Here is a 24,501-nt window from a genome sequence, read left to right on the forward strand (position 1 = left end):
GGCAGATTGCGGCCCCCCCCTCGCCCGGTTTTGGGGCGGTGCCAGGCATTCACAACTAGCCACCCGCCCCCGCCGCCGCCGCGCTTCGGGCACGACCGCCCGGCGCGCGCCCTCGGCTGCGCGCGCCCCATGGCCGAACTGTCGCGGCGCTCCGGTGCGAGCGCCGATGCCGTCGCATGGGCCGAACGCGCGGCGCTCGCGATCAGCAGTGCGACCGCGCTCGGCCACGTCTGCATGCCGCTCGCGGCGCTCGCGCGCCGTCACGGCGGGCGCGCGCGCGAGGTCCGCGAGGCGCTGCTTGCGAGCGGCGTCGCGAGCCTCGCGCGCACGCAGTCGCCGATGCAGGCGGCGGATTTGCTGCCGCTCGTCATCGACGAGGACGGCCGGCTGTATCTCGCGCGTTACTTCGATTACGAGCGGCGGCTCGCGCTTGCGCTCGTCGAGCGGGCGCAGGCCGCGCGGGTGACGGTGTCCGGGCGCGAGCTGGCGGCGCACGCCGAGCGCATCGCGCGCTATTTCGGGCCGAGCGCGGGCGATGACATCGACTGGCAGCGCGTCGCGGCGCTCGTGGCGCTGGCGGGATGGCTGACCATCGTGAGCGGCGGTCCGGGCACCGGCAAGACGACGACGGTGGTCGGCGTGCTGGCCTGTCTGCTCGACGCCGATCCCAACCTGCGCATCGCGCTTGCCGCGCCGACCGGCAAGGCCGCGCAGCGCATGCAGGAGGCGCTGATCGAGCGCGCGGACAAGCTCCCGTCCGAACTCGCGCAACGCTTGCCGCGCACGTCGTTCACACTGCAGCGACTGCTGGGCGTGCTGCCGGACGGCGGCTTCCGGCACCATCGGGACAATCCGCTGCCGTACGACGTGATCGTCGTCGACGAAGCGTCGATGATCGATGTCGCGCTCGCGGCGCATCTGCTGGAAGCGGTCGCGCCGACGAGCCGGCTCGTGATGCTCGGCGACAAGGACCAGCTTTCCGCGGTCGAAGCGGGCGCGGTCTTCGCGGAACTGAGCGCGCAGCCGTCGTTCAGCCAGGGCGGCACGCGGCGCATTGCCGAGGCGCTCGGCGTGGACTATGCGCGGTTGCGGGCGGCGTTGCCGTCGGGTTCGCCTTCGGTTACTTCGTCAGACGACCATTCGGATGGCGAAGCGATCACGGCGGGGCTTGCGGCGACCCCAGACGCAGACGAGGGAGACTTGTTCGCGCCGCGAGACGCGCGACGCGATGAGCAAACTCGCGTTGCGCCGACCAGTATGGCTGCGGCGTTGCCGTCTGGTTCGCCTTGGGTTTCTTCGCCAGACGACGATTCGGACGGCGAAGCGAGCGGCGCGGGGCTTGCGGCGACCCACAGCGCAGACGACGGAGACTTGTTCGCGCCGCGAGACGCGCGACGCGATGAGCCAACTCCCGTTGCGCCGGCCGGCAGGGCTGCGGCGTTGCGAGCGGGATCGGCGTCGCGCACGCAAGCCGTTTTCGATGACGAAGGCTACGCCGACCTTTTCGCCACCATCGACACGGAGACGTATCCGGAAGACGAACGTCGCGACGGTGCGCAGCGGAACGTGGACGACGAGCGAATTCAGCAGAAGGCGCCGAACAAGCGCAATGAGCGGGATGAAAACGCGGGACGCGAACGGCGGGACGAGCTTAACGAGCAACGCGAGGGCGATCAGTCCGAGAAGCGCGCCCGTCGAGTTGAGCGTAACAGTCGTGACGAGGGAAACCAGCGCGACGACCGTGAGCAGTGCGACGAGCGTGATCAGCGCGGCGAGCAAACCGACGACAGCGAGCAGGACCGACGCAGCGAACAGGGGGATCGGCACCACGAGCATCAGGGCCACAATGAGCGCAACGGCCGAAATGTGCACTACGGCCACAACGAGCATGACGAGCGAGGGAGGCGCACCGGGGCCGACGATGCAGACCACACCAACGCCCCGCTCACCGACTGCGTCGTCTGGCTCGCGCGCAACTACCGCTTCGGACTGGATTCGGCGATCGGCCGCTTGTCGATCGCCATCCGCGACGGCGATGCGCAAGCTGCCCTCGCCGCGCTCGATATCCGGCAATCGCCCGCGACGAGTGACGACGCAGCCGCCGTGCTTTTCGACGACGCGCACGCCACGCTCTCCGAGCGCACGCTCGCGCATCTGGCCACAGGATTCGCGCCGTACGCCGACGCGCTCTCGTCCGTACTCGAGGCGCGGCGCTCGAATTCAGTCGGTGCACAGGACGACGAAGCCCGGCTCTTCGACGCGCTGAACCGCTTTCGCCTGCTATGCGCGACGCGCAAAGGCCCGCGCGGCGTCGACGAAGTGAACGCCCGCATCGCGGCGAAAGTGCGGGAGCAGGCGGGCATTGCGCTTGCGCTCGGCGCACAATGGTTCGCCGGGCGGCCGGTGATCGTCACGCGCAACGACTATGCGCTCGGGCTTTTCAACGGCGATATCGGCATCGCGCTGCCGGGCGCGGACGGCGCGCTGCGCGTGGCATTCCGCATGGCCGACGGCTCGTTGCGCTATGTCTCGCCCGCCGCGCTGCCGCCGCACGATACGGCGTTCGCGCTCACGGTCCACAAGTCGCAGGGATCGGAGTTCGACGAGGCGGCGCTCGTCCTGCCGGGGAGCTTCGTGCGCGTGCTGTCGCGCGAACTCGTCTACACGGCCATCACGCGGGCCAAGCGCCGGATCGAGCTGATCGGCTCGGCGGATATCTTCGCGCAGGCGGTCGATGCGCCGACGCGCCGCGATTCCGGCCTCGCGGCGAGAATGCGGCGGTTGATGAGCGCGAGCGCCGGGGTTTAAGGCGCGCGCCTATTCGAAGGAGTCACTTTCATGACCGATAGCTTCGCGATCGCGCCGGGCGAGATCGAGTTGACGGCGGTGCGCGCGCAAGGAGCGGGCGGGCAGAACGTCAACAAGGTGTCGAGCGCCATTCACCTGCGCTTCGACATTCGCGCGTCGTCGCTGCCGGAGCACATCAAGGCGCGTTTGCTCGCGCTCGCCGATAGCCGCGTGACGCGCGACGGCGTCATCGTCATCAAGGCGCAGGAGCATCGCACGCAGGACATGAATCGCGCCGCGGCGCTCGCGCGGCTGGACGAACTCATTCGCAGCGTGAGCGTCACGCGTCGCAAACGCATCGCGACGAAGCCCACGCGTGCGTCGCAGGTTCGCCGTGTCGAAGGGAAAGTGAAACGCGGCGCGGTGAAAGCAGGGCGCGGACGCGTGCGGGACGAGTAAAGCGAGGCGGAGCGCCAAAAGGCAAGCTCGATGACGGCCGCCGCCCGTGTCGTTCGAGAGAGCATCGCGAGCGGGACGTGCTTGTTGCTTCGCGTGCGCGACGAATAGAGCGGGAAGATGCGCCAAGCGCTCCATGACGTCCGCCGCCAGTGTCGTTTGCGCGCGCATCGCGAGCGGGACGTGCTCGTGGCTTCTAATGCGCCGGGAGAGCCGAGCGCGGATGCCGAGCCGGCATCCGCTTGACAGTTCCGGTGGCCAGCGCCGTCTTCGCGAGCATAACTCCGCATCACTTCAAGCTCACGAGCAACACGTGATCATCGGGAATGGCGGCGGCCTGCCCTGCGCCGCGAAAGCGGAGCGCGAACCCGCGCGGCTCGTTCAAACGGTGGAACGAACTGCGCGACAACGCCTGTCGCCGCGTTGAACAGCATCCGCTCAACAACAGGTGTCGCGGGAGCGGAGCGCGGGCTGCGCTGCGCGGCGAAAGTGAAGTGCAAACCCGCGCGACTTCGTTCGAGCGGGCGGAAAGATGAGCGGGAAAACGCTTGTCGCCCGCTCGACGGCATCAGCTCAACAACGGGCGTCGCGGGAGCCGGGGCGCGGATGCTGAGCCGGCATACACTCGACAACTCCACGGGGGTCCTCTCGGGCGATCGCGTGGGCGTATTCGAAATTGCGACGCTCGACGCGAGCGCGACACCGCGGGGGAGGATGGCCAGCGCCGTGCTCCCGCGTCCTTCATCGCAAGCGACGCGCGTTTATCGAGAGAAAGGAGGCCCGCACTGCGCCGCCGAAGCGAAGCGCGATCCCGCGCGACGCAGCGCAATGAGCCCGAAAACTACCGCGCCAGCGACTTCCTCGCCCCAAACGGCATCCGCTTGACCACCCCCGTCGCCAGCGCCGTGCCGGCAAGCACGACCGCGCATCCTTCCAACATCACGAGCGACACGTGCTCGTCGAGGAAAAGCGCGCCCCACAAGATGCCGAAAAGCGGAATGACGAACGTGACCGTCATCGCGCGGGCCGGGCCGGCCGACGCCACCAGCCCGAAGTACAGGAAATACGCGATGCCCGTGCAGCACACGCCGAGCGCGATCACCGCCTCCCACGCATGCGCGGAGATCGGCGTCGCGGGCCACGTCATCGCGGCGAGCGGCGCAAGGGCGAGGGTCGCGCCAATCATGCTGCCGGCCGCGTTGGTGGTCGCGTCGACATCCATCAGGTACTTCTTCGCGAAGTTGCCCGCCACGCCGTAGAGGGCGGATGCCGCGAGCGCCGCAGCCGCCGCCAGCAGCCCGCGCACTGGCAGCGCCGCCGCGGCCGCGTCGTGCGCGCCCGGCGTCGCGATCTGATTCCACACGAGCAGCAGCACGCCCGCGAAGCCGATCGCCATGCCGATGGTGCGCATCGTCGTCAGCCGGTCCTTCAGCCACACGTAGGCGACGAGCGCGCCCCAGAGCGGCGTCGTCGCGTTGATGACGGAGGTCGCACCCGCCGACAGCGTCAGTTCCGCGAACGCGAAGAAACAGAAGGGCGCAGCCGAATTCAGAATGCCGACGACGAAAAGCGGCACTGCGCGCTTGCGCAACGTCGAGAGCGTGTCGGCCAACGGGCGCCGCGCGAGCAGCATCGCGATGAGAAACAACGCGCCGATGCCCACGCGCACGGCCATCAGCGGCGCGACGCCGAACTCGACGACACCCACGCGGATGAACAGGAACGACGCGCCCCACATGGCGGCCAGGACGACTAATTGAAACAAATTGACGATGGACATGACGTTGCGGACTGCTTGCCTGCTGATAAAAGTCCGCGCATGTTACACCGCGCCGCGCGCCGCGAAGCGTTCGTCGAAAGAGACCGCAAGAAGCAGGAGCAAAGCAGGAACAAAGCAGGAACGCGCCCCGTCGCCGAGCGGGGCGCGGGGGCGCGGGGGCGCGGGGGCGTGCTTAGTGCGGGGGAATCATCCACGTGAGCACGTTCTGTTGCAGCCAGACGAGCACGCCGAGAATGATGGTGAGCAGAATGGAATGCTTGAAGGTTCGCGCGAACACGAGACCTTCCTTGCCCTTCAGGTCGGTGGTCGCCACGCCCGTCGAGATGTTCTGCGGCGAGATCATCTTGCCCATCACGCCGCCGGACGAGTTCGTCGCCGCCATCAGCACCGGATCGAGATTGAGTTGGTGCGCCGCCACGACTTGCAGGTTGCCGAAGAGCGCATTGCCCGACGTATCGCTGCCGGAGAGAAAGACCGCGACCCAGCCGAGAAACGCCGAAACGAGCGGAAACAGCGGCCCGACCGACGCCACGCCCAGACCCAGCGTGTAGTTCATGCCCGAGTAGTTCATCAGATACGCGAGGCCGACGATGGTCGCCACCGTCAGAATGGCGATGCGCGTCTGCACCCACGTATCGACGATGGCCGCGCCGAATTCACGCGCCGGCAGCTTGACGAGCGCGGCCGTGATGATGGCCGCGACCAGAATGGCCGTGCCCGTGGCGAGCGGCTGGAAGTCCCAGATCGCGCCGTACGGCTGGTTGTACAGCGTGATGTAGACGACCTTGTCGAGCCCCGGCCAGGACACCTTCACGTCGCCGATCAGGAAGATTTTCGCGACCGTCCACACGATCACGACGATCGACACCACGATCCACGGCAGCCAGCCTTGCCCGCCCGAGAGCGCGGTGCGCGTCGTGCCCGCGCGATCGACGTTCACCGCGAAGCGTTCGTCGGGCGCGGGTTTCCAGACGCGCAGGAACGCAATCGTGAGAATGAGCGAGACGAGCGACGACAGCACGTCCGTGAGCGCATAGCTGATGTAGTTCGACGTGACGAACTGCGTCAGCGCGAACGTGCCGCCGGAGACGAGCAGCACGGGCCACACGCGCATCATGTTGCGAAAGCCCGCGTACACGGCGATCACGTAGAAGGGCAGAAAGAATGCGAAAAGCGGCAACTGGCGGCCGACCATTTTCGCGAGCGCGTCCGTCGGCAGGTGCGTGACCGCGCCGAGCACGGTGATCGGCACGCCGAGCGCGCCGAAGGCCACCGGCGCCGTGTTGAAAATGAGCGTGAAGGTGAGCGCTTCGAGCGTCGGAAAGCCGAGCAGGATCAGGAGCGAACTCGTGATCGCGATCGGCGTGCCGAAGCCGGAGATGCCTTCCAGCAGCGCGCCGAACGAGAAGCCGATCACCACCAGCACGATGCGCCTGTCGTTCGGCAGGTTATCGACCATCCAGAGCCGAAACGCTTCGAAGCGCCCGGAGCGTTGCGCGACGTTGTACAGCAGGATCGCCGCGAACACGATCCACATGACCGGCCAGAGCGCGAAGACGGCGCCCGCCGCGACCGAATTCAGCGCGAGGCCGACCGGGAACTTCCAGCCCGCGACAGCGATGATGAGCGCGACGATCAGTCCCGCGAGCGATGCCTGCCACGCGGGTCGGCGCGCCCAGCCAAGCAGCACCAGCACGATGATGATCGGCAGCGCCGCCACGATGAACGACAGCGCCAGCGAACCGGCAATGGGCGTGAGTAGCTGATGGAACATCGAGTCTCCTTTCTTCTCTTGTTGGCGAAGCGGCGGTCGCTGCCGCCATGCGCGCGGAGTTCGATGTTTCAGTCGCTCACGCCCGGCGTGCGCCGTCTTAAGCGCCGGCGTAACACGCCCACTAAGAATAGGTGACCGATGAGCCGCGTCAAGCGGTGAAAGCCCGCGTACGCGACAGGGTTCGTCGGATTCGATCAGGCGTTGCTCATCCTTCCACGGCTGCGGCCGTTGCTGCCGCGGCAGCGCCGCTGTCGCGGTTGACGGGCGGCGTCTGCCGGAACACCCAGACGGTCAGGAGCGCGATCGACGCGAGCATCCAAAGCAGAAAAAACACGAAGGCCATCATGTCCTGTTCCCCGAGAACGTGAAGTGCGCGACGGCGGCGTGCCGTCGCATCGCGGTAAATAGGGACGGTGAATAGCCAGAAACGTGCCAATGGTCTGTCAAATTCCGCCAAAGCCTTGTCGGAAAAGGAAAGTGGCACAGCGCACGAAGCCGAGGACGCGGCACGCCGAGCGCCAGTCGGCAGAAAACGTTTCAGGATCGTTACGGCGCGCCGAATGGCGGGCGGAGAACCGCCAGTTTTTGTAACGCGGACGAACAGCTGCGGCCCGAGTCAGTGGCCGCGTCCGCCTCCATGACCGCCCCCGCCGTGCCAGCCGCCGCCGTACCCGCCATGGCCGCCTTGCCATGTCCCGCCGCCATGCCCGCCGCCGTGGTGCCAGCCGCCGCCGTGCCAACCATGTCCGTGACCCCAGCAGCATCCGCCGCCCCAGTAGCCGAAGCCGACCGAGATCGCCGGATAGCCGTAGCCGTAAAACGCCGGATAACGGTACGGGTAATACGGATAGCCGTAATAGCCCGCATAGGGGTAGGCGGCATAGGGGTAGCCGGCATAGGGGTAGACGGCCGAGTAGGGCACCTGTTCGGTCGAGTAGACGATGCCGGTCCCCGGCACGGCCGATGCGCCCGAGGCTGCGTTGGCCGGCAGCGCGAATTCGCGCTGCGCATAGACGGCGCTGACAGTGGGGTAACCTGCGGCCGGGTAGTCGGGATACGGGTAGTAACAGCCACTGACCAGAAGTCCCGCAGCGATCGCGGCCATGCCGCTATTCGCGTGGACGATGCGTGCGAACATCATGATGCTGCTCCTTCAATTGCCTGCGGGACTCTTCCGGTTCAGTGGTCTCGATAGAACCGATCCGGTCCGTTAAAGAGGAGCTTAGTCGATCGATGCATGGCGCGTGGCATGCGCCCGGTGGGAACGATGGCTGGTATCGCTTCCTGTAACAGACTTGAAACACGTGCGGCCCCGACGATGTCGCGCCGCACGCTCGATGCGCTGCGGCCTTACTTGCCGACCTGATTGCCGATGACCCCGCCGACGGCCGCGCCGCCCAGCGTCGAAAGCGCGCTGCCGCCGATCACGGCTCCGCCCGCTGCGCCGACGCCCGCGCCGATGGCGGTGTCGCGCTGACGCGTGGTCATGTTGTCGCAGCCGGTCAGTCCGGCGAAAGAAGCGATGAGCATTGCTGCGGCGCCGATTTGTTTGATGTTTTTCATGTCGACTCTCCAGTGATGATGGAACGAATCGGCTGCGGCGCAACTTCCCGGACAAGACGACGGTCCGGCGCGCATGCCGCGTTTATTCGCCGGTTCGTCCAAGAGACAGCAGGAAAGATGCCCGAATCGTCTGAATGAGCTATCAGCCTTGTCGCACAAGGCTTCGACCGGGAATGATGCAAGCAAAACGGCCTGCCGCACTCGCCGCGCGACAGGCCGTTTCGGGTCAGGCTTTCAGTCCGTCAAAGACGGCGCATCAGGTCGGCTGATAGATTTCCGCGCCCTTCTTCACGAACTCGATGGCCTTCGTCTGCATGCCGTGGGTGAGCGCGTCGGTTTCGCTCACGCCCTGCTTCGCGGCGAAGTCGCGCACGTCCTGCGTGATCTTCATCGAGCAGAAGTGCGGGCCGCACATCGAGCAGAAGTGCGCGACCTTCGCCGAGTCCTTCGGCAGCGTTTCGTCGTGGAATTCGCGCGCCTTGTCCGGGTCGAGGCCGAGATTGAACTGGTCTTCCCAGCGGAATTCGAAGCGCGCCTTCGAGAGCGCGTTGTCCCGCACCTGTGCGCCGGGATGCCCCTTCGCCAGATCCGCCGCGTGCGCCGCGAGCTTGTACGTGATGATGCCTTCCTTCACGTCGTCCTTGTTCGGCAGGCCGAGGTGCTCCTTCGGCGTCACGTAGCAGAGCATCGCCGTGCCGAACCAGCCGATCATCGCGGCGCCGATGCCCGAGGTGATGTGGTCGTAGCCCGGCGCGATGTCGGTGGTGAGCGGCCCGAGCGTGTAGAAGGGCGCCTCGTCGCACCATTGCAGCTGCAGGTCCATGTTCTCCTTGATGAGCTGCATCGGCACGTGGCCGGGGCCTTCGATCATCACCTGGACGTCGTGCTTCCACGCGACTTGCGTCAGTTCGCCGAGCGTCTTCAGCTCGCCGAGCTGCGCTTCGTCGTTCGCGTCGTAGATGGAGCCGGGGCGCAGGCCGTCGCCGAGCGAGAACGAGACATCGTACTGCTTCATGATTTCGCAGATGTCTTCGAAGTGCTCGTAGATGAAGCTCTCCTTGTGATGCGCGAGGCACCACTTCGCCATGATCGAGCCGCCGCGCGACACGATGCCCGTCATGCGGTTCGCCGTCAGCGGCACGTATTGCAGCCGCACGCCCGCGTGGATCGTGAAGTAGTCGACGCCTTGCTCCGCCTGCTCGATGAGCGTGTCGCGGAAGATTTCCCACGTGAGGTCTTCGGCTTTGCCGTTGACCTTTTCGAGCGCCTGATAGATGGGCACCGTGCCGATCGGCACCGGCGAATTGCGGATGATCCACTCGCGCGTCTCGTGGATGTGCTTGCCGGTGGACAGGTCCATCACCGTGTCGCCGCCCCAGCGGATCGCCCAGGTCATCTTGTCGACTTCCTCGCCGATGGACGAGCTGACCGCCGAATTGCCGATGTTCGCGTTGATCTTCACGAGGAAGTTGCGGCCGATGATCATCGGCTCGCTTTCCGGGTGATTGATGTTCGCGGGAATGATCGCGCGGCCGCGCGCCACTTCGTCGCGCACGAACTCGGGCGTGATTTCCTTTGCCGCGTCCTTGCCGAATGCCGCCGCGCCGAACGCCTGTCCGGGATGCTGGCGGCCCATCATCTGCGCGAGCTTCTCGCCGTTCGGGCCGCTCTTGCGCAGGCTTTCGAGGTATTCGGCGCGACGCTGGTTTTCGCGGATGGCGATGTATTCCATCTCCGGCGTGATGATGCCCGCGCGCGCGTAGTGCATCTGCGTGACGTTCTTGCCGGCGACGGCGCGGCGCGGCTTGCGGTGCAGGCCGGGAAAGCGGAGTTCGGCCGTCTTCGGATCGGCGGCGCGCTCGCGGCCGAATTCGCTCGACAGGCCCGCGAGTTCTTCCGTGTCGCCGCGCTTCTCGATCCAGCCGGCGCGCAGCGCGGGCAGTCCCGAGCGGATGTCGATCTTCGCGTCCGGATCGGTGTACGGACCGGACGTGTCGTACACGTACACCGGCGGATTCTTCTCGCCGCCGAAGCCGTCCGGCGTGTCCGACTGCGTGATCTCGCGCATCGGCACGCGAATGTCGGGCGTCGAGCCGGTCACGTAGACCTTGCGCGAGTTCGGCAGCGGCGCGATGGCGGCGGCGTCGACGACGGCGTTTTCCGACAGAAACTTGGGATTGGCATTCATGTGCTGTCTCTCCTGTGGGACGTTTTGACATGCGAGCGTTGCAGCGCTCGGCTGACTCAGGAGCTAAACAGGGAGGAACGAGACGGAAAGGTACGGGTTCGGAAGAAGGAGTCTGATGCGGCGCGACTGTCGAAACCCGAACGCTTCCCTGCGCTGGCATTATCCAGATCAGGTTCAAAGGGTATTTCTCACCCGCGCCGCGCGAGGCGACTGCGCTCGATGAAACCGGCCGCAATCGCGATGCGCAACGCAGGACCCCCGCGTTAGCAGCCGCCACCATACACCGCAGCGTGGCGTGTTGGCAACCATCTGAAAATTCGTCCGGCGATTCGTCGATCGCGCGGGGCGCTTACTGCATAATGTCGCTCGCCCCGGCCTGCGTGTTTTCCCTGACCGCCCGGCAGCCGCAATCGACGCCCCGCGTCGCCCGCTGTTTCTCTCTGCGCCCGCGTTCGCATCCAACTGTTTCGCCATGTCGTCCTGTCTCGTTTGTCGCGACGCTTTTCTCGCCCGTTCGGTTGCCGTCTGTCGGATCGAAGACACGGCTCGGTCTTGCACGCTGGCCGGATAACACATGTCTAAGCCGCCGCGCCTGCCGCGCCTGCCGCGTCTGCCTTCTTCGTTGCCCGATCGTTTTCCGTTTCGCGCGCCGCGTTCGCACAAGGGACAAGTCGCGCTCGCGCTCGCCGTCGTCTATCTCGTGTGGGGCTCGACGTATCTCGCCGTGCATCTGTCGCTCGCGTCGTTTCCGCCGCTTCTGCTTTCCGGCTTGCGCAATCTGTTCGCGGGCATCGGGCTCTTCGTGTTCGCCGCGCGCCGCAAGCCGGTTTGGCCGACGTTGGCCGAAGCGCGCAATGCGGCGCTCGTCGGCACGCTGCTCGTCGGCTTGTCGAGCGGGATGCTCGCCTACGGCATGCGCACCGTCGAGACCGGGACCGCAGCCGTGATGGTCGCCACCGTGCCGCTTTTCGCGACGATCATCGCCGCGCTCACGGGCCGGCGGATTGCGAACGGCGAGTGGGTGGCGGTCGGGCTCGGGCTCGTCGGCATCGTGCTGCTGAACCACGGCGACTCGGGCTCCGGCTCCACCGCGGGCAGCATCGCGATTCTGTGCGGCGCGATCTTCTGGGCGGGCGGGGCGCATCTGGCGAGCCGCGTCAAGCTGCCGTCGGACCTCTTCATGTCGACGGCGCTCCAGATCGGCCTCGGCGGTTCCATTTCGACGACGGTGGCGTTGCTCTCTGGCGAGCGGCTAACGGGCATCGGCTTCGTGCCGGGGCTGTCGTTTCTGTATCTGATGCTCGTCGGAACGATGGCCGCGTATGTCGCCTACGGCTTCTTGATCCGGCATACGAGCCCGATCATCGCGAGTAGCTGCATGTACGTGAATCCGGTGGTCGCGGTGTTGCTCGGCGCGCTGTTGCTCGGCGAGGCGATCACGCGCTGGACCGTCATTGCGACGGTCGTCATTTTGCTGAGCGTCGCGCTTTCTTTCTGGTTCGATTATCGAAGGCGCGGGTTGGTGTGATCGCTTTTTCGACGTTGCGTTCGCCTCGCTTGTAAGAACGACGCCCACGCTGCGCTCGAAGGCGCGCACGTGCCGCTGCGCGCTCGCGCCCCGAACGAATCCTCTAATGAAAGCGGCAGCCTTGCGCGATAAGGCTTCCAGCCGAAGTCGCGCGGCTCGCGCACCGCAAAAGGGCACGGCTGTTGCTCCATGTGCGCCACCCGCGAGGCGCGTCATCCCGATGAAACAAAGACGCGTTCCTTGCGGCGAGGACGCGGCGTAGCGGGCCAGCCGCCCGCCGTCCGCAGCCTTCACGACACCATCAACGATCACAAAAAGGAAGGTGGCACATGAAGCTCATCCGCACTGTCACGGCGCTCGCTGCCGTCGCTTCGCTCTTGTCCGCATGCGGCGGAAGTTCGGACGACGTCGGCAAGGAACTCGGCCTCACGCAAGCGCAGGTTCATTTCGTCCACGCGATTCCGAGCGGCCCGAACGTCGACTTCTACGATAACGGCAAGGTGCTGCAACCGAACATCGGCTACAAGGCGGTGACCAACTTCGCGAACATCGGCACGGGCCAGCACAACTTCGGCTACGCGGCCGTGAACACGACGACCCTGCTCGCGTCCGATTCGAGCATCAGCAACGCGGCGAAGGGCCACGAATACACGGTCATCGCGCTGCCGGACGCGGGCTTCCTGCCGTCGATCGCCGTGATCGACGATCCGTTCGACAAGGGTCTTCTGTCGACGAGCGCGCGCGTGCGCGGCTTCAACGCATCGGCGAACGCGGAGAATCTCGATCTGTATCTGGTCGCGCCGGGGACGGACATCGCGACGGTCAACGCGACGATGCCGAGCGTCGCCTTCAAGAGCGCGGTCCCGGCGAGCACGCAGGACTCGATCTATGTTTCCGGCGGCACGTATCAGCTGATCGCGACGCTGCCGGGTTCGAAGACGCCGGTGTACAAGTCGGCTTCGTTCAATCTCGGCAATAACGCAGACTGGCTCGTGACGACGCTGCCTTCCGGCAACGCGCTGTCGCAGGTCGTGCCCGGCAAGATCCGGGTGCTGGTGGCGCAGGGCGGCAACACGCAGACGCCGGCGCTGGAGTTGCCGGATACGCAGTAAGCGCTTTCGCGTCAGACCGTGACGAAAACCCGCCCGAGCGATGCCGGGTGGGTTTTTTAATGGACGAAAAAAAATCTCGCCGCGCGAGGCGGCGAGATGACAGGGACTACGCTGAGTCGATAGAAGCGCCCGGCTTACTTATGCTCTTCCGCCGAGTTCGAGATAGCCTGGCCGCCCTTCGACAGATCCTGACCTGCGCCCGAGATGGTGTTGCAGCCTGCCAGCGCAGCGGTGCCCGCGATCAGCAGCAAAGCGATGATTCGAGTCATGTTCAATCCCCTTGAAGTGAAGTGTCTGGATTGGCCGCTGCTCGTTCGATGGGCCTCACCGGTGGAATAATCTTAAAAAAGCGCCCGAGCGCGCGCTGTAGGCACACATGTGTTTTTTGTGTCGGCGGACTCCGCATTTCGCGTCGGCATCGTCCTACGCGGCGGCGCGGGTCGGCGCGTCGGTCACGTCCGCATGCACGCGGTCGCGCGGCATCGACACGCGAATGCTGGTGCCGTGCGGCGTCGCGCGTTCGATCTCGAAGCGCCCGCCGCGCGCCGACACGCGCTGCCGCATGCCGACGAGTCCGTGCGTCTGCGTGCGCTTTAGGTCCTGCGGCCGGATGCCGATGCCGTCATCGTCGATGGCGAGCGCGACGTTCGCCGGGTCGAGCGTCAGTGCAATGCCGATGCGGCTCGCACGCGCGTACTTCGCGGCGTTCGTGAGCGTTTCCTGCGCCACGCGAAAGAGCGCGATCTCGATGGCTTCGCCGAGTTTCACTTCGTCGTCCGGCAGATCGGCCTCGACCGTCCAGCCGTTGCGCTGCGCGGCTTCGTCCACGAGCGAGCGCAGCGCCGTGACGAGACCGAAATTGGCGAGCACCGTCGGCCGCATGTCCTCGATGATCCGCCGCTTGAGTGCGATGCCCTGATCCAGATTGCCGATGGCGCGCGACAGTTTCTCGGCCATCGCCGGCTCCGATTCACGCAGCTTGCCGCGCACCCACGCGACATCCATCTTGCTCGCCGTCAGGATCGAGCCGAGTTCGTCGTGCAGTTCGCGGGCGAGCTGCGTCTTTTCATCCTCGCTGACCGATTGCAGATGCCACGCGAGCGCTTCGAGTTGGCGCGTGCGTTCGAAGACGAGTCGATCGAGTTCCTCCTGCTGCGTGATGAGTTCGCGTTGAACGCGATCCTGCTTGTCGAGCTGAATGCCGAGATTGCGAAACAGCAGCAGGAACAACACGATGTTCAGCGCGCACAGCGCCGCGACGCACAGCGTCGAAATGCGCTGATCGGCGCGGCTCGCGTCGAGCGCGTGTTGCGCGCGCTGCTCCTCGTTCAGGCGCAACAGCGAGAGCGCGGCGTCGAGCGTCATGTCCTTGTCGGTCGATGCATCCGAAGGCGCGACCGATGGCGCCGCCGCGCGCTCGATGGCGTCGTTGGCCGCCGCGCGAATGTGCGCGAAGCTCGCGAGCGCGGTGTCGTCGCCGATGCGGCGATAGTAGGCATCGAGCGTGGCGAGCGCGCGGCGCACGTGCGCGGCGGTCGCGTCGAACTGCGTTCTGTAGGCGGCGTCCGGTTTCAGCGCGATCGCTTGTCCCTGCGCCGACAGCGTCGCGATGTCCGCCGCGAGCGCCGAAAGCTGCGCGGTGGCGCTCTTGGCGTCGAGCGCGGTTTCGTACTCGGCGGCAATGCGCATGCGGCCCGACTCCAGAATCACGAGCCCGCCGACGGTAATCACGATCGCCACCGTCATCGCGACGGCCCAGCTATACCGATGCATCCATTCGTTGATGCGCGCGAATCCGGCGCGCGTGCCGCGGCTCGCCGGCGGGGCGGGCGAAGCGTCGTCTTGCGCGATGCCGGCAAGCGCAGCGTGAGGAAGGTGGCTCATGACGTGGTTCTCGATGCGGCGACGAGGCAGATGGCGCGCGTGGCGCAGCCGATTTGAAAGCAAATGTCGGTGGATTCTCACAGCAAAAAAGGAGCCAGCCCGAATGCGCGCGGCAAACCGCGCGGCTAGCATGAGTGCGTCAACCATTCCTACGGGGAGCGATCATGCTGAGATGGGCTCTGTTCTTCGCGATCGTCGCTGTGATCGCCGGCTTGCTGGGCTTCACGGGCATTGCCGCGGGCGCCGCGACCATTGCCAAGTTCCTGTTCGTACTGTTCCTGATTCTTTGCGTCGTGTTTCTGGTGCTGGGGTTCGTCATCACCAAGAAAGCGGTCGATTAGCGGCGTATCGCTTGTTCCACGCTTTGCCATGCCGGGATGGCGGTTCGCGTCATGCCCGGCTCAGACCTTGAACGACCGTAGAACAATCACGAGGAGGGTCCCATGCTGCACTACGCGGCCGTTTTCTTCGTCATCGCGATCATCGCGGCGGTGTTCGGCTTCACGGGCATCGCGGCCGGCGCCGCTGAAATCGCGAAGATCCTGTTTTATATTTTCCTCGTCGTGTTCGTCGTGACGCTGCTGCTCGGTGTCTTCAGGACGTGACGTTGCCGAATCGTCGTGCCCGCGCCCGTTCATCGGACGATGGAGCGGAGCGGGCACGCGCCATGCATCGCAGACGATGATCGAATAGCGGAACGCTATGAAGCTGCACGGCGATTCGCTGGACGCATCCGTCCATCCCCCCAATTCACAGGAGCAAACACATGTCCGATTCATCTGCTGTATCGACCGCGCCGGGCCAGTCCAAGGACGCTTTCGTCCTCGATGTGGAAAAAATCCGGAACGACGCGCGGCAGCACATGGACGAAGGCCCGGTCACGTCGACCTATGCCGCCGACCGCGAAACCGTGCTCAAGCTGCTCAACGACGCGCTCGCCACCGAGTGGGTCTGCACGCTGCGCTACAAGCGCCACTACTTCATGGCGAAGGGCATTCACTCGGAAGCCGTCGCGAAGGAATTCGCCGAGCACGCGACCGAGGAGCAGGAACACGCCGACATGCTCGCCGAGCGCATCGTGCAGTTGGGCGGCTCGCCGGACTTCGCGCCGGACAGCCTGAAGTCGCGTTCGCATTCGGAGTACAAGGAAGGCGCCGATCTCATCGACATGATTCGCGAGAACCTGATCGCCGAGCGCATCGCCATCGACACGTACCGCGAGATCATTCGCTATCTCGGCGACAAGGACGTCACCACGCGCCGCATCTTCGAGGAGATTCTCGCCGTCGAGGAAGAGCACGCGGACGACATGGCCGACCTGCTGGAAGGCCGCAACGGCTAGGCGTGAGCCTTGGGCGCGGTGCGTGCTGCGCCGCGCATGGCTTTCACGCCTGCCTCGGTAGAATCACCGTTCTCTCATCACAGCAGCGCGGACGGCGTGAATGATTCGAGTCTTGATAGCCGACGACCATGCGATCGTGCGCAGCGGATTCAGGCAATTCGTCGCGGACGAGCCGGACATGGAAGTGGCGGCGGAAGCATCGACGGGCGATGAAACCATCGCGCTCGTACGCGAAACGGCGTTCGACGTGGTGCTGCTCGACATCGCCATGCCGGACAAGAACGGCGTGGACACCTTGCGGGTCATCAAGCAGATCCGGCCGCAGCAGGGCGTGTTGATGCTATCGGGCTTTCCCGAGAGCCAATACGCGATCAACCTGCTGAAGGCGGGCGCGAACGGCTACCTGAACAAGGACGCCGCGCCGGACGAAATCGTGCGCGCCATTCGCACGGTGGCGCGCGGGCATCGTTACCTGTCCGAATTCATCGCGGATGCGCTCGCCGACAAGCTCGACAAGCCCGCCGCCGAGCGGCCGCACGAGTTGCTGTCGGAGCGCGAATTCCAGATCTTCTGCAAGCTCGCGGGCGGCCGGATTCCGACGGAAATCGCGCAGGAACTGCATCTTTCGGTGAAGACGGTGAGCACGTACCGGGCGCGCGTGCTGGAGAAGATGCGGCTGTCGAACAACGCCGATCTGACGTACTACGCGATCAAGAACGGATTGATCGAATAGTGCTTGCGGAGGATGCCTGCCGTGGGCGACCACATCATCACCGACGATTCGAAAGGGCGGCATGAGCCGCGCGGCGGGCCGCTCGCGGTGCTGCTAATCGAAGATTCGCCGCTGATTCGGCGCAGTCTCACCGAAGCGATCGAGGCGCTCGGTCCGTGGCGCGTGACCGCTTTCGCCGATGCGCCCGACGAGGCTATCGCGCTTCTGTCGTCGCAGCGGTTCGACGCGGTCATCGTCGATCTGCAACTGAAGCGCGGCTCGGGCATCGACGTACTCGCGTGGCTCAAGAACGCGGACCGGTCGCGCGTCGCCGAGGGCGCTTTCGTCGTCGTGCTGACCAACCACGCGTTGCCGGCGTATCGCGAGCGGTGCCTGCAATACGGCGCGCGGCATTTCTTCGACAAGTCGCTGGAGTTCGATCGCGTGCTCGATGCGTTGTGGGAGTACGCGCGGGAGCGGGTTTGAGGAGGGCTCGACTCGCGTAAGCCTACGCATAACCGTCGTCGCGGCTCGTCACTCCCCGCGCACCTGACGCGAAACCAGCCGCCGCTCGCGCCCGCGCCAATGACTGAAACCGGCGAGCCCCGTCGCCGCGAGGCCGACCAGACAGACGCCGGTCCATCCCATTGCATGCCACGCGAGCGACGCCAGCCCCGAGCCCGCCGCGCCGCCGATGAAGTACGCCACCATGTAAACCGTGTTCACGCGGCTGCGCGCCTCGGGCTTCAGCGCGTAGATACGCGACTGGTTCGATATCTGCGCGGCCTGCACGCCGATATCCAGCACGATCACGCCGACCACCAGCCCCGCGATGCTGCGCGCCGAGAACGCGAACACGACGAACGACAACGCGACCAGCCCGATCGACAGCGAGATCACCGCGCGCGGCCCGCGCTTGTCCGCCGACTTGCCGGCGAGCGGCGCAGCGAGCGCCCCGGCCGCCCCGACGATGCCGAAGAGCCCCGCCGCCTGCGGTCCCATGTGAAACGGCTCGCCCGCGAGCAAGAGCGTGAGCAGCGACCAGAACGCGCTGAAGCCGGCGAAGAGCGCGCCGCCCGTCAGCGCGGCTTCGCGCAGGCCGGGATTCTCGACGGTGAGATGCCACATCGAGACGAGCAGCTTGCCGTAGGAAAGCGTCGATGTCGGCCGGCTCTTCGGCAGCCGCATCATCACGACGACGGCAAGCGCGATCGTCGCCACGACCGATGCGCCGAACACCGCGCGCCAGCCGAAGTACTCCGCGACGAAACCCGATACCGTGCGCGCGAGCAGGATGCCGAGCAAGAGGCCGCTCATCACGGTGCCGACTGCGTGGCCCCGCTCGGCGGCCGGCGCGAGTTCGGCGGAGAAGGGCACGGCCTGCTGCGCGATCGTCGCTACGACGCCGATCGCGAGACTCGCCGCGACCAGCACCGCGAGCGTCGGCGCGGCGCATGCGGCGACGAGCGAGACGCCGAGCGCGGCGAGCTGAAGCAGGATCAGCATGCGCCGGTCGAAGCGGTCGCCGAGCGGCGCGAGCACGAGCATGCCGAGGGCATAGCCGAGCTGCGTGGCGGTCGGCACGGCGCCGATCAGATACGCGTCCTGCGGAAACGACGCGCGGAAGTCGCCGAGCAGCGGCTGATTGAAATAGATGTTGGCGACCGATACGCCCGCGATGGTCGCGAGCAGCCAGAGCGTGGCGCGCGAATAATGTGGATGAGGTTCAGGCGCGTGAGCGTGCGACGATGAGTGAGGCGGCTGATGCGATTGCGCGGACATGAGTTCGTTCCGTCGGACGGCGGGAAGCGGCGTTCGGCCAGCCGCCGATCATACTGGAGACGCGCGACGTTTGCTCAGCGCGCTGGCGGAACACCGCGCGTCATTCGTCTTCGTCCGCGGCGGCCTTCGGCGCGAGCTTCTCGGGCGCGAGCCACCGGAATCCGGTGAGCGTCGTTTCGCTAAACGTGCATTCGGCTGCGGCGGGGACGTCCGTCTTCCTGGTTGCGGGCGGCGTCGGCGGCGTCGCGATGACGCCTCGGACGACCACGCGCGAACCATGATAAGCGGCCCCGGAGCCGGTGATCTTGAGCGGCGCGCTCGCCGCATCGGGGTACGCCGCGCGCGCCTTGTCCTTGCACGTTTCGACGTTGCGGTAGTACGACGTGCAGCCCGCCGTCAACATCAGCGGAAACGAGAGGGCGAGAAGCAGGCGAGAGCGTGTGTTCATCGGGTCAGTCGGTCGATGCCCGACGCGGCGCGCGCATCGGAGCGTGAGGTAAGTGTGCGGCGATGCTTTATAACATGGCGCGAGCCTCGCGCCGCGAGCGCGGGCGGCTTGTCGGACGGGGCGGCGCGGTAGCAGAATCGGCGAATGCGCTTGCGACGGAGGCGGCCGCCATGCGAAAGGAGATTGAAGTAGGCGATCACGTGTTTGCCCTCGACACCTTGCCGAAAGCGCCGCCCGCCGATGCCGCGGCGGAAGCGGGCGCCGAAGGCTATGCGGTCCGTGTGCGCGTAACGCGCCTCGACGGGCGCGCGGTTCACGGTTCGACGCTCGCGACGGACTCCGGCGAAATGACGGGGGCTCACGGCCCGTTCGCTACGGTCGCCGAGGCGTTGGCGCATGGGGAGGCATGGGGGCGGCACTACGTCTCGCGCATCATCGGGCATGGATTGTAGCGGCGAGGCCAAGTGCGGCGGGCGTTACGGAACCTGGGCCTTCCGGTCGCCGCCGCGCGTCGAAGCGTCGGGACGCCTACTTGATATCAGGCGGTTTCGCCGAGTCGCGGAACTCGAATTCGCCGTTCGCGCGGTACCCAGACTCAACCATGAACGTCAGGACATGGAAGCAGGCTGTCTCTTACTGAACCGGCTGAGGTTCCGGAAAGCGCCAGGCGCCGGTCAATATCTCCGCGCGAGGACGATAGAGCCGCACCCAGTAGGTCCAGTCCGGCGGCGTCGGCAGGCAATTCGGGATCACGCCGTCGCACCCGCCGAACTGCACCGTGACCGAGCCGTCCGGATTCTTCTTCGCGGTCACGTCGTTGACCGAGTACGCGTCGTACGCATTCTTCTCCAGACGGCCTTGCGCGTTGTACATGGTGATGGACCAGAAGGCATCGACGGGTACGTCCTTGACCGTCAGCCGATAAACTTTCGTGCCGTCGTTGCCGGGCGGCGTGACGGTGAGGTACGTCGCGTCCTTCTCCGGATTGCCGCCCCAGCCGGACGCGGTCGCGATGAGGTGCCGCACCGGATCGACCTCGCCGCGCGCGCCGAACATCCCGTGCGTGTCGGGCAGCATCGCCGCGAGCGTGAGCAGGGCGTCGCGCACTCTTTTCTGACTGACGTCATCCCACGCCGGGACCTCGAAGTTGCCCCGGCTCGCCTGCTCGGTGCGGATCGCGTCCTGCAGCGCGTGCGCTTTGGCGAGATCGGCCGGGCTGTTCGGATCGACGAACACGCGCACGCCGAGCAGCAAATAGCGAGTGCCCGCCCGCTGACGCTCGAAGCGATAGCGCCCCGCGCCGTAGTAGACGCCCGCGACATAGTGATCTTCGTCGATCGCCATGAGCGACATGAAACGTTTGCCCGCGTCGGGCATCGTGACCGTCACCGGGCCGGCGTCGAGATCGAATACCGCCGCTGAGTAGAGCGTGTCGCGATTGGTGCGCACGACCACTTGCGAATCGGCAGATGCGGGAAGCCGGCGGTGATCGAACGCCCCGAGACCTTTCGCGCGCGATACGGCCTGACGGAAATAGAGATCGCTCTCGGCGCGGTTGAAGTTGTCCACCGTGACGGGTTTCGGCGCTTCTTCGGCGCGGGCCAGCGTCAGGAGTGCGAAATAAAACGCGGCCGCGAAGATTTTCGATTTGACGCTCACTCAAGTCTCCTTATGGCGTGAGTTGCCGTTGCAAATCCGTTCTTTTTATTCGTTATGAAACACGATGCAGACCTGGTGCCGGGGACCGGACTCGAACCGGCAAGCCGTGAGGCGGCGGATTTTAAGTCCGCTATGTTTACCAATTTCATCACCCCGGCAGGGCGGACGCGATTCTACCATTGCGCCGGGCCGCGCCAAAACCGCGACGACGCGCGATCGGCCGCAAACTCGCGCGTATTGAAAGCCATTCGACAACCTCGCGCGCCTCACGCATAATCGCCGACGGACCGGCGCGCCGGAGAACGCGCGCAACGGCAGGCCGTCGATCACGCGCAAGGACCCACGATGGGCAAAACCCGGCTCGAAGCGTTCAGCGATGGCGTCATCGCCATCATCATCACGATCATGGTGCTCGAACTCAAGGTGCCGCACGGCCACGACTTCGCCGCGCTCGCGCCGCTCGTGCCCGTGCTCGCGGCGTACGTGTTGAGCTTCGTCTATGTCGGCATCTACTGGAGCAATCATCATCACCTGCTGCACGCCATCGGGCGCGTCAACGGCTCGGCGTTGTGGGCGAATCTGCATCTGCTCTTCTGGCTGTCGCTCTTTCCGTTCACGACCAACTGGATGGGTGAGAGCCATCTGAGCGCCGTGCCGACCGCGTGCTACGGCTTCGTGCTGTTCATGACGGCCGTTGCCTGGTACATCCTGACGCGCGTGCTGATTTCCATGCACGGCGAGAATGCGCGGCTCGAACGCGCCGTCGGCGCGGACCGCAAGGGCAAGCTGTCGGTGCTGCTGTATCTGCTGGCGATTGCCGCGTCGTTCTGGCAGCCGTGGATCGCGGCGGTCATCTATACGGTCGTCGCGGCGGGCTGGCTCGTGCCGGACCGGCGCATCGAGCGCATGCTCGCGAGCGAGGAGCATTGACTTGCCGACGACGCGCATCGGTCTCATCTCCGACACGCACAATCTCGTGCGCCCCGAGGCGCTCGACGCGCTGCGCGATTGCGCGCACATCATTCACGCGGGCGATATCTGCAAGCACGAGGTGCTCGACGCGCTCGCGCAACTCGCGCCGCTGACCGTCGTGCGCGGCAACAACGATATCGCCACGAGCGTCGCGCATCTGCCGGAGCACGCGCGCATCGAAGTGGCCGGCGCGACGATCCACGTCGTGCACGATATCGCCGATGTTCCAGATAAGCTCGACGGCGTGGATGTCATCGTGACCGGGCATTCCCACAAGCCGGTCGTCGCGCGGCGCGGCGGCGTGCTCTTCGTGAATCCCGGCAGCGCGGGGCCGCGCCGCTTCAAATTGCCGATCAGCGTCGGCCTGCTCGACATCGGCGAGGCGGGGATCGAAGCGCGCATCGTCACACTCATCGCATGAAAAAAAGGCCGGCGTCTTCGCAGACGCCGGCCTTTCGCGCTCCTGTTTCCAGCAGGCAGTCGCTTACGCGCGGACGGTGCCTTCCGGGAAGCCGTCGTCCATCTCCGCCGCCTCGCGATGGCCGCGCAGGATCGCATGCGCTTCGGAGTGCGTGGCGACCGCGGGCGGCGAGCCCTTCAGCGGCTTCTTCGCCGTTTCGTGCAGCGCGAGCACCGAGACGATGCCGATCACCGACGCGCCCATCAGATAGTACGCGGGCATCATCAGATTGCCGGTCTTGCCGACGAGCCATGCCGTGACGAGCGGCGTCGTGCCGCCGAAGAGCGACACCGACACGTTGAAGCCGATGGCGAGCGCGCCGTAGCGGATCTTCGTCGGGAAGAGCGCGGGCAGCGACGACGGCATCACGCCCGTGAACGTCGACAAGAGCGCGCCGAGGATCATCATGCCCGCGAAAATCGACGGCACCGTGCCCATGCGGATCAGCGAGAGCGCCGGCACCGACAGCGCCAGCAGTCCGACGCAGCCCGCGAGCATCACCGGCTTGCGGCCGATGGTGTCGGAGAGGCGCCCGGCGAGAAGCGTGAGCGGCATCATCAGGACCATCACCACGAGCACGATGAAGAGGCCATGCGTCTCGTTGAACTTGAGCGTCGCCGACAGATAACTCGGCAGATACGAGAGCGCCATGTAGTCGGTCACGTTGAAGATCAGCACGAGGCCCACGCATTGCAACAGCGGCTTCCATTGCGCGAGCAGCGTTTCGCGGAACTGCGCCTTGGTCGTTTCGTGCGCGGTCGCTTCCATCTTGTCGGCTTCGCGCTGGAACGCCGGCGTTTCTTCGAGCTTCATGCGGATATACAGACCGATCAGGCCGAGCGGCCCCGCGATGAGAAACGGAATGCGCCAGCCCCAGTTCAAGAGCGCATCTTGCGAGAGCGCGCCGGTGAGCACCGCGACGACGCCCGCGCCCAGCACGTAGCCGACGAGCGTGCCGAATTCCAGGAAGCTCGCCATGAAGCCGCGCTTCTTGTCCGGCGAGAATTCGGCGATGAACGTCGCCGCGCCGCCGTACTCGCCGCCCGTGGAAAAGCCTTGCACGAGGCGCGCCACGAGCAGCAGCACCGGCGCCATCACGCCGATGCTTCCATAGCTCGGAATCAGGCCGATGCAGAATGTGCCGATGGCCATCATGATCATCGTCATCGCGAGCACGCGTTTGCGGCCGATCCGGTCGCCGAGCGGCCCGAACACCATGCCGCCGAGCGGGCGCACGAGAAACGCCGCCGCGAAGGTGCCGAAGGTGGCGAGCAACTGCGCGGTCGGGCTGGACGAGGGGAAAAACACCTTGCCGAGCGTCACGGCGATGTAGCTGTACACGCCGAAGTCGAACCATTCCATCGCGTTGCCGATGGCCATGGCGCCGACCGCGCGCTTGAGCAGCGATTGATCGACGATGGTGATGTCGTCGAGGGAAAGTCCGTTAGCTTGATTCGATGCCTGGCGCTTGCGCCAGAGGCCGTCGTTTAGGGCGGTCATACGTTGAAGACTCCGTGTCGAGTGCCGGATGCTCGCGAAAAGCATCGGGCGCGCCGCCTGAGCAGCGCATGGGCCGGATAGTGCAGTTTCGCGACGGCGCCGCGAGCCGTTGCGATCGTCGGAACGAGAGCGAATGGCTCCGCCGAGCGTCGGACAGTGGCCCGAAGCTGACGATCGAAGAAAAGCGGTGCCGGTGCCTCGCGGTGGAAGTCGCGAAATTGCACTCGGATAAAACAAACGAATTGGACGCGCGGACGGCAAGCCGGGAGGCAGCCGCGGGTGGAACCGCAACGTCGGCGAAAACTAAGGCTTGGAACGAAAAAGGCCGGCGTACTGCTTAACCGACAAGCCTCTTTGTATAAAAACTGTCACTACCACGCGTTACCCGATAAACGGTATGCCGGGCAGGCCGCGCGTGAATGATGGTGAATTGCTGTTGATAACGAGCAAGATGATAACACGATGACAGACGATCTGCAAACCGGCCTGATTTCCGGGCGCATCGGGAGCGGCGCAATCCCTTACTGGACTTAGGATTGCGCCTAATCGTGTCC

24 protein-coding genes, 1 tRNA gene and 1 riboswitch are annotated in these 24,501 nt (G+C 65.7%); of the genes, 12 read left to right on the forward strand and 13 right to left on the reverse strand.

The genetic code is table 11. The features are described from left to right. The first annotated feature begins 129 nt into the window (after positions 1 to 129). Both NCR35_RS06235 and arfB read left to right on the forward strand, forming a co-directional pair. A complete protein-coding gene (locus NCR35_RS06235) occupies positions 130 to 2,808 on the forward strand; it encodes an AAA family ATPase (protein ID WP_250533665.1) in 2,679 nt (892 codons plus the stop codon). 30 nt (positions 2,809 to 2,838) lie between these two features. After that, a complete protein-coding gene (gene arfB, locus NCR35_RS06240) occupies positions 2,839 to 3,246 on the forward strand; it encodes an alternative ribosome rescue aminoacyl-tRNA hydrolase ArfB (RefSeq protein ID WP_175939945.1) in 408 nt (135 codons plus the stop codon). Between the two features lie 838 nt (positions 3,247 to 4,084). Here arfB and NCR35_RS06245 read toward each other — a convergent pair. The 6 genes from NCR35_RS06245 to thiC all read right to left on the reverse strand — a co-directional run bounded on the left by NCR35_RS06245 (position 4,085) and on the right by thiC (position 10,548). Then, the gene (locus NCR35_RS06245; RefSeq protein WP_250533666.1) at positions 4,085 to 5,023 is read right to left on the reverse strand and encodes a DMT family transporter; all 939 of its coding nucleotides are present in this window, start codon (positions 5,021 to 5,023) and stop codon (positions 4,085 to 4,087) included. Between the two features lie 172 nt (positions 5,024 to 5,195). Beyond that, the gene (locus tag NCR35_RS06250; RefSeq protein ID WP_250533668.1) at positions 5,196 to 6,797 is read right to left on the reverse strand and encodes an L-lactate permease; all 1,602 of its coding nucleotides are present in this window, start codon (positions 6,795 to 6,797) and stop codon (positions 5,196 to 5,198) included. A gap of 205 nt (positions 6,798 to 7,002) precedes the next feature. Further along, on the reverse strand, positions 7,003 to 7,281 hold the full coding sequence (locus NCR35_RS06255; RefSeq protein WP_250533670.1) for a hypothetical protein: 279 nt from the start codon (positions 7,279 to 7,281) through the stop codon (positions 7,003 to 7,005). A 132-nt stretch (positions 7,282 to 7,413) separates the two neighbouring features. Continuing rightward, positions 7,414 to 7,938: a hypothetical protein gene (locus NCR35_RS06260; RefSeq protein ID WP_250533672.1), complete on the reverse strand. Its 525-nt coding sequence runs from the start codon at positions 7,936 to 7,938 to the stop codon at positions 7,414 to 7,416. A gap of 209 nt (positions 7,939 to 8,147) precedes the next feature. Continuing rightward, positions 8,148 to 8,360: a YMGG-like glycine zipper-containing protein gene (locus tag NCR35_RS06265; RefSeq protein WP_244848327.1), complete on the reverse strand. Its 213-nt coding sequence runs from the start codon at positions 8,358 to 8,360 to the stop codon at positions 8,148 to 8,150. 256 nt (positions 8,361 to 8,616) lie between these two features. Beyond that, positions 8,617 to 10,548, reverse strand: coding sequence for a phosphomethylpyrimidine synthase ThiC (thiC, locus tag NCR35_RS06270; protein WP_244848328.1), 1,932 nt, complete (start codon positions 10,546 to 10,548; stop codon positions 8,617 to 8,619). 127 nt (positions 10,549 to 10,675) lie between these two features. Next, positions 10,676 to 10,818: riboswitch (TPP riboswitch) on the reverse strand. A 304-nt stretch (positions 10,819 to 11,122) separates the two neighbouring features. Here thiC and NCR35_RS06275 point away from each other — a divergent pair. Both NCR35_RS06275 and NCR35_RS06280 read left to right on the forward strand, forming a co-directional pair. Beyond that, complete coding sequence (locus tag NCR35_RS06275; RefSeq protein ID WP_250533673.1) at positions 11,123 to 12,076, forward strand: EamA family transporter; 954 nt, start codon at positions 11,123 to 11,125, stop codon at positions 12,074 to 12,076. A 329-nt stretch (positions 12,077 to 12,405) separates the two neighbouring features. Beyond that, positions 12,406 to 13,188, forward strand: coding sequence for a DUF4397 domain-containing protein (locus NCR35_RS06280; RefSeq protein ID WP_250533674.1), 783 nt, complete (start codon positions 12,406 to 12,408; stop codon positions 13,186 to 13,188). A gap of 134 nt (positions 13,189 to 13,322) precedes the next feature. Here NCR35_RS06280 and NCR35_RS06285 read toward each other — a convergent pair whose 3' ends face one another. Both NCR35_RS06285 and NCR35_RS06290 read right to left on the reverse strand, forming a co-directional pair. Next, positions 13,323 to 13,457 carry an entericidin A/B family lipoprotein gene (locus NCR35_RS06285; protein WP_040048920.1) on the reverse strand — a complete coding sequence of 45 codons (135 nt, stop codon included), beginning with the start codon at positions 13,455 to 13,457 and terminating at the stop codon, positions 13,323 to 13,325. 154 nt (positions 13,458 to 13,611) lie between these two features. Next, a complete protein-coding gene (locus NCR35_RS06290) occupies positions 13,612 to 15,072 on the reverse strand; it encodes a sensor histidine kinase (protein WP_250533675.1) in 1,461 nt (486 codons plus the stop codon). 164 nt (positions 15,073 to 15,236) lie between these two features. Here NCR35_RS06290 and NCR35_RS06295 point away from each other — a divergent pair, with 164 nt between their 5' ends. From NCR35_RS06295 to NCR35_RS06315, 5 genes are all read left to right on the forward strand, one after another. Continuing rightward, positions 15,237 to 15,413 (forward strand): DUF1328 domain-containing protein, encoded by a 177-nt coding sequence (locus NCR35_RS06295; protein ID WP_159835737.1) that lies wholly within the window; start codon positions 15,237 to 15,239, stop codon positions 15,411 to 15,413. 102 nt (positions 15,414 to 15,515) lie between these two features. Beyond that, positions 15,516 to 15,677: a DUF1328 domain-containing protein gene (locus NCR35_RS06300; RefSeq protein ID WP_040048814.1), complete on the forward strand. Its 162-nt coding sequence runs from the start codon at positions 15,516 to 15,518 to the stop codon at positions 15,675 to 15,677. Positions 15,678 to 15,838: 161 nt separating this feature from the next. Continuing rightward, positions 15,839 to 16,414: a ferritin-like domain-containing protein gene (locus NCR35_RS06305; RefSeq protein WP_175939956.1), complete on the forward strand. Its 576-nt coding sequence runs from the start codon at positions 15,839 to 15,841 to the stop codon at positions 16,412 to 16,414. Positions 16,415 to 16,514: 100 nt separating this feature from the next. Then, positions 16,515 to 17,147, forward strand: a complete 633-nt coding sequence (locus NCR35_RS06310) for a response regulator (protein ID WP_175939957.1) — start codon at positions 16,515 to 16,517, stop codon at positions 17,145 to 17,147. A 21-nt stretch (positions 17,148 to 17,168) separates the two neighbouring features. Further along, positions 17,169 to 17,612 (forward strand): response regulator, encoded by a 444-nt coding sequence (locus NCR35_RS06315; protein ID WP_250533676.1) that lies wholly within the window; start codon positions 17,169 to 17,171, stop codon positions 17,610 to 17,612. A gap of 48 nt (positions 17,613 to 17,660) precedes the next feature. On the opposite strand, the gene NCR35_RS06320 is transcribed toward NCR35_RS06315, so the two are convergent. Next, positions 17,661 to 18,908: an MFS transporter gene (locus NCR35_RS06320; protein WP_250533677.1), complete on the reverse strand. Its 1,248-nt coding sequence runs from the start codon at positions 18,906 to 18,908 to the stop codon at positions 17,661 to 17,663. 100 nt (positions 18,909 to 19,008) lie between these two features. Next, positions 19,009 to 19,356: a hypothetical protein gene (locus NCR35_RS06325; protein ID WP_250533678.1), complete on the reverse strand. Its 348-nt coding sequence runs from the start codon at positions 19,354 to 19,356 to the stop codon at positions 19,009 to 19,011. A gap of 170 nt (positions 19,357 to 19,526) precedes the next feature. Here NCR35_RS06325 and NCR35_RS06330 point away from each other — a divergent pair, with 170 nt between their 5' ends. Next, positions 19,527 to 19,808 (forward strand): hypothetical protein, encoded by a 282-nt coding sequence (locus NCR35_RS06330; RefSeq protein WP_250533679.1) that lies wholly within the window; start codon positions 19,527 to 19,529, stop codon positions 19,806 to 19,808. Between the two features lie 181 nt (positions 19,809 to 19,989). Here NCR35_RS06330 and NCR35_RS06335 read toward each other — a convergent pair whose 3' ends face one another. Both NCR35_RS06335 and NCR35_RS06340 read right to left on the reverse strand, forming a co-directional pair. Next, a complete protein-coding gene (locus NCR35_RS06335; protein ID WP_250533680.1) occupies positions 19,990 to 21,015 on the reverse strand; it encodes a DUF1254 domain-containing protein in 1,026 nt (341 codons plus the stop codon). Positions 21,016 to 21,088: 73 nt separating this feature from the next. Continuing rightward, positions 21,089 to 21,173: transfer RNA gene (locus tag NCR35_RS06340), tRNA-Leu, on the reverse strand. A gap of 187 nt (positions 21,174 to 21,360) precedes the next feature. On the opposite strand from NCR35_RS06340, the gene NCR35_RS06345 reads away from it, so the two are divergent. Beyond that, positions 21,361 to 21,945, forward strand: a complete 585-nt coding sequence (locus NCR35_RS06345) for a TMEM175 family protein (RefSeq protein WP_244848336.1) — start codon at positions 21,361 to 21,363, stop codon at positions 21,943 to 21,945. Between the two features lies 1 nt (position 21,946). Next, positions 21,947 to 22,408, forward strand: coding sequence for a metallophosphoesterase family protein (locus NCR35_RS06350; protein WP_250533681.1), 462 nt, complete (start codon positions 21,947 to 21,949; stop codon positions 22,406 to 22,408). A gap of 63 nt (positions 22,409 to 22,471) precedes the next feature. Here NCR35_RS06350 and proP read toward each other — a convergent pair whose 3' ends face one another. After that, on the reverse strand, positions 22,472 to 23,947 hold the full coding sequence (gene proP / locus NCR35_RS06355; RefSeq protein ID WP_250533682.1) for a glycine betaine/L-proline transporter ProP: 1,476 nt from the start codon (positions 23,945 to 23,947) through the stop codon (positions 22,472 to 22,474). Positions 23,948 to 24,501: the final 554 nt, after the last annotated feature.

Source organism: Caballeronia sp. AZ10_KS36 (assembly GCF_023631105.1).
Classification (GTDB): domain Bacteria; phylum Pseudomonadota; class Gammaproteobacteria; order Burkholderiales; family Burkholderiaceae; genus Caballeronia.

Bases quoted from the DNA above. Each gene is read 5' to 3' on its own strand.
- proP (WP_250533682.1), bottom strand. From the start codon at position 23,947: ATGACCGCCCTAAACGACGGCCTCTGGCGCAAGCGCCAGGCATCGAAT.
- thiC (WP_244848328.1), bottom strand. From the start codon at position 10,548: ATGAATGCCAATCCCAAGTTTCTGTCGGAAAACGCCGTCGTCGACGCC.
- arfB (WP_175939945.1), top strand. From the start codon at position 2,839: ATGACCGATAGCTTCGCGATCGCGCCGGGCGAGATCGAGTTGACGGCG.
- NCR35_RS06345 (WP_244848336.1), top strand. From the start codon at position 21,361: ATGGGCAAAACCCGGCTCGAAGCGTTCAGCGATGGCGTCATCGCCATC.
- NCR35_RS06280 (WP_250533674.1), top strand. From the start codon at position 12,406: ATGAAGCTCATCCGCACTGTCACGGCGCTCGCTGCCGTCGCTTCGCTC.
- NCR35_RS06285 (WP_040048920.1), bottom strand. From the start codon at position 13,457: ATGACTCGAATCATCGCTTTGCTGCTGATCGCGGGCACCGCTGCGCTG.
- NCR35_RS06300 (WP_040048814.1), top strand. From the start codon at position 15,516: ATGCTGCACTACGCGGCCGTTTTCTTCGTCATCGCGATCATCGCGGCG.
- NCR35_RS06325 (WP_250533678.1), bottom strand. From the start codon at position 19,356: ATGAACACACGCTCTCGCCTGCTTCTCGCCCTCTCGTTTCCGCTGATG.
- NCR35_RS06250 (WP_250533668.1), bottom strand. From the start codon at position 6,797: ATGTTCCATCAGCTACTCACGCCCATTGCCGGTTCGCTGGCGCTGTCG.
- NCR35_RS06265 (WP_244848327.1), bottom strand. From the start codon at position 8,360: ATGAAAAACATCAAACAAATCGGCGCCGCAGCAATGCTCATCGCTTCT.
- NCR35_RS06235 (WP_250533665.1), top strand. From the start codon at position 130: ATGGCCGAACTGTCGCGGCGCTCCGGTGCGAGCGCCGATGCCGTCGCA.
- NCR35_RS06310 (WP_175939957.1), top strand. From the start codon at position 16,515: ATGATTCGAGTCTTGATAGCCGACGACCATGCGATCGTGCGCAGCGGA.
- NCR35_RS06305 (WP_175939956.1), top strand. From the start codon at position 15,839: ATGTCCGATTCATCTGCTGTATCGACCGCGCCGGGCCAGTCCAAGGAC.
- NCR35_RS06245 (WP_250533666.1), bottom strand. From the start codon at position 5,023: ATGTCCATCGTCAATTTGTTTCAATTAGTCGTCCTGGCCGCCATGTGG.
- NCR35_RS06260 (WP_250533672.1), bottom strand. From the start codon at position 7,938: ATGATGTTCGCACGCATCGTCCACGCGAATAGCGGCATGGCCGCGATC.
- NCR35_RS06290 (WP_250533675.1), bottom strand. From the start codon at position 15,072: ATGAGCCACCTTCCTCACGCTGCGCTTGCCGGCATCGCGCAAGACGAC.
- NCR35_RS06295 (WP_159835737.1), top strand. From the start codon at position 15,237: ATGCTGAGATGGGCTCTGTTCTTCGCGATCGTCGCTGTGATCGCCGGC.
- NCR35_RS06275 (WP_250533673.1), top strand. From the start codon at position 11,123: ATGTCTAAGCCGCCGCGCCTGCCGCGCCTGCCGCGTCTGCCTTCTTCG.
- NCR35_RS06320 (WP_250533677.1), bottom strand. From the start codon at position 18,908: ATGTCCGCGCAATCGCATCAGCCGCCTCACTCATCGTCGCACGCTCAC.
- NCR35_RS06330 (WP_250533679.1), top strand. From the start codon at position 19,527: ATGCGAAAGGAGATTGAAGTAGGCGATCACGTGTTTGCCCTCGACACC.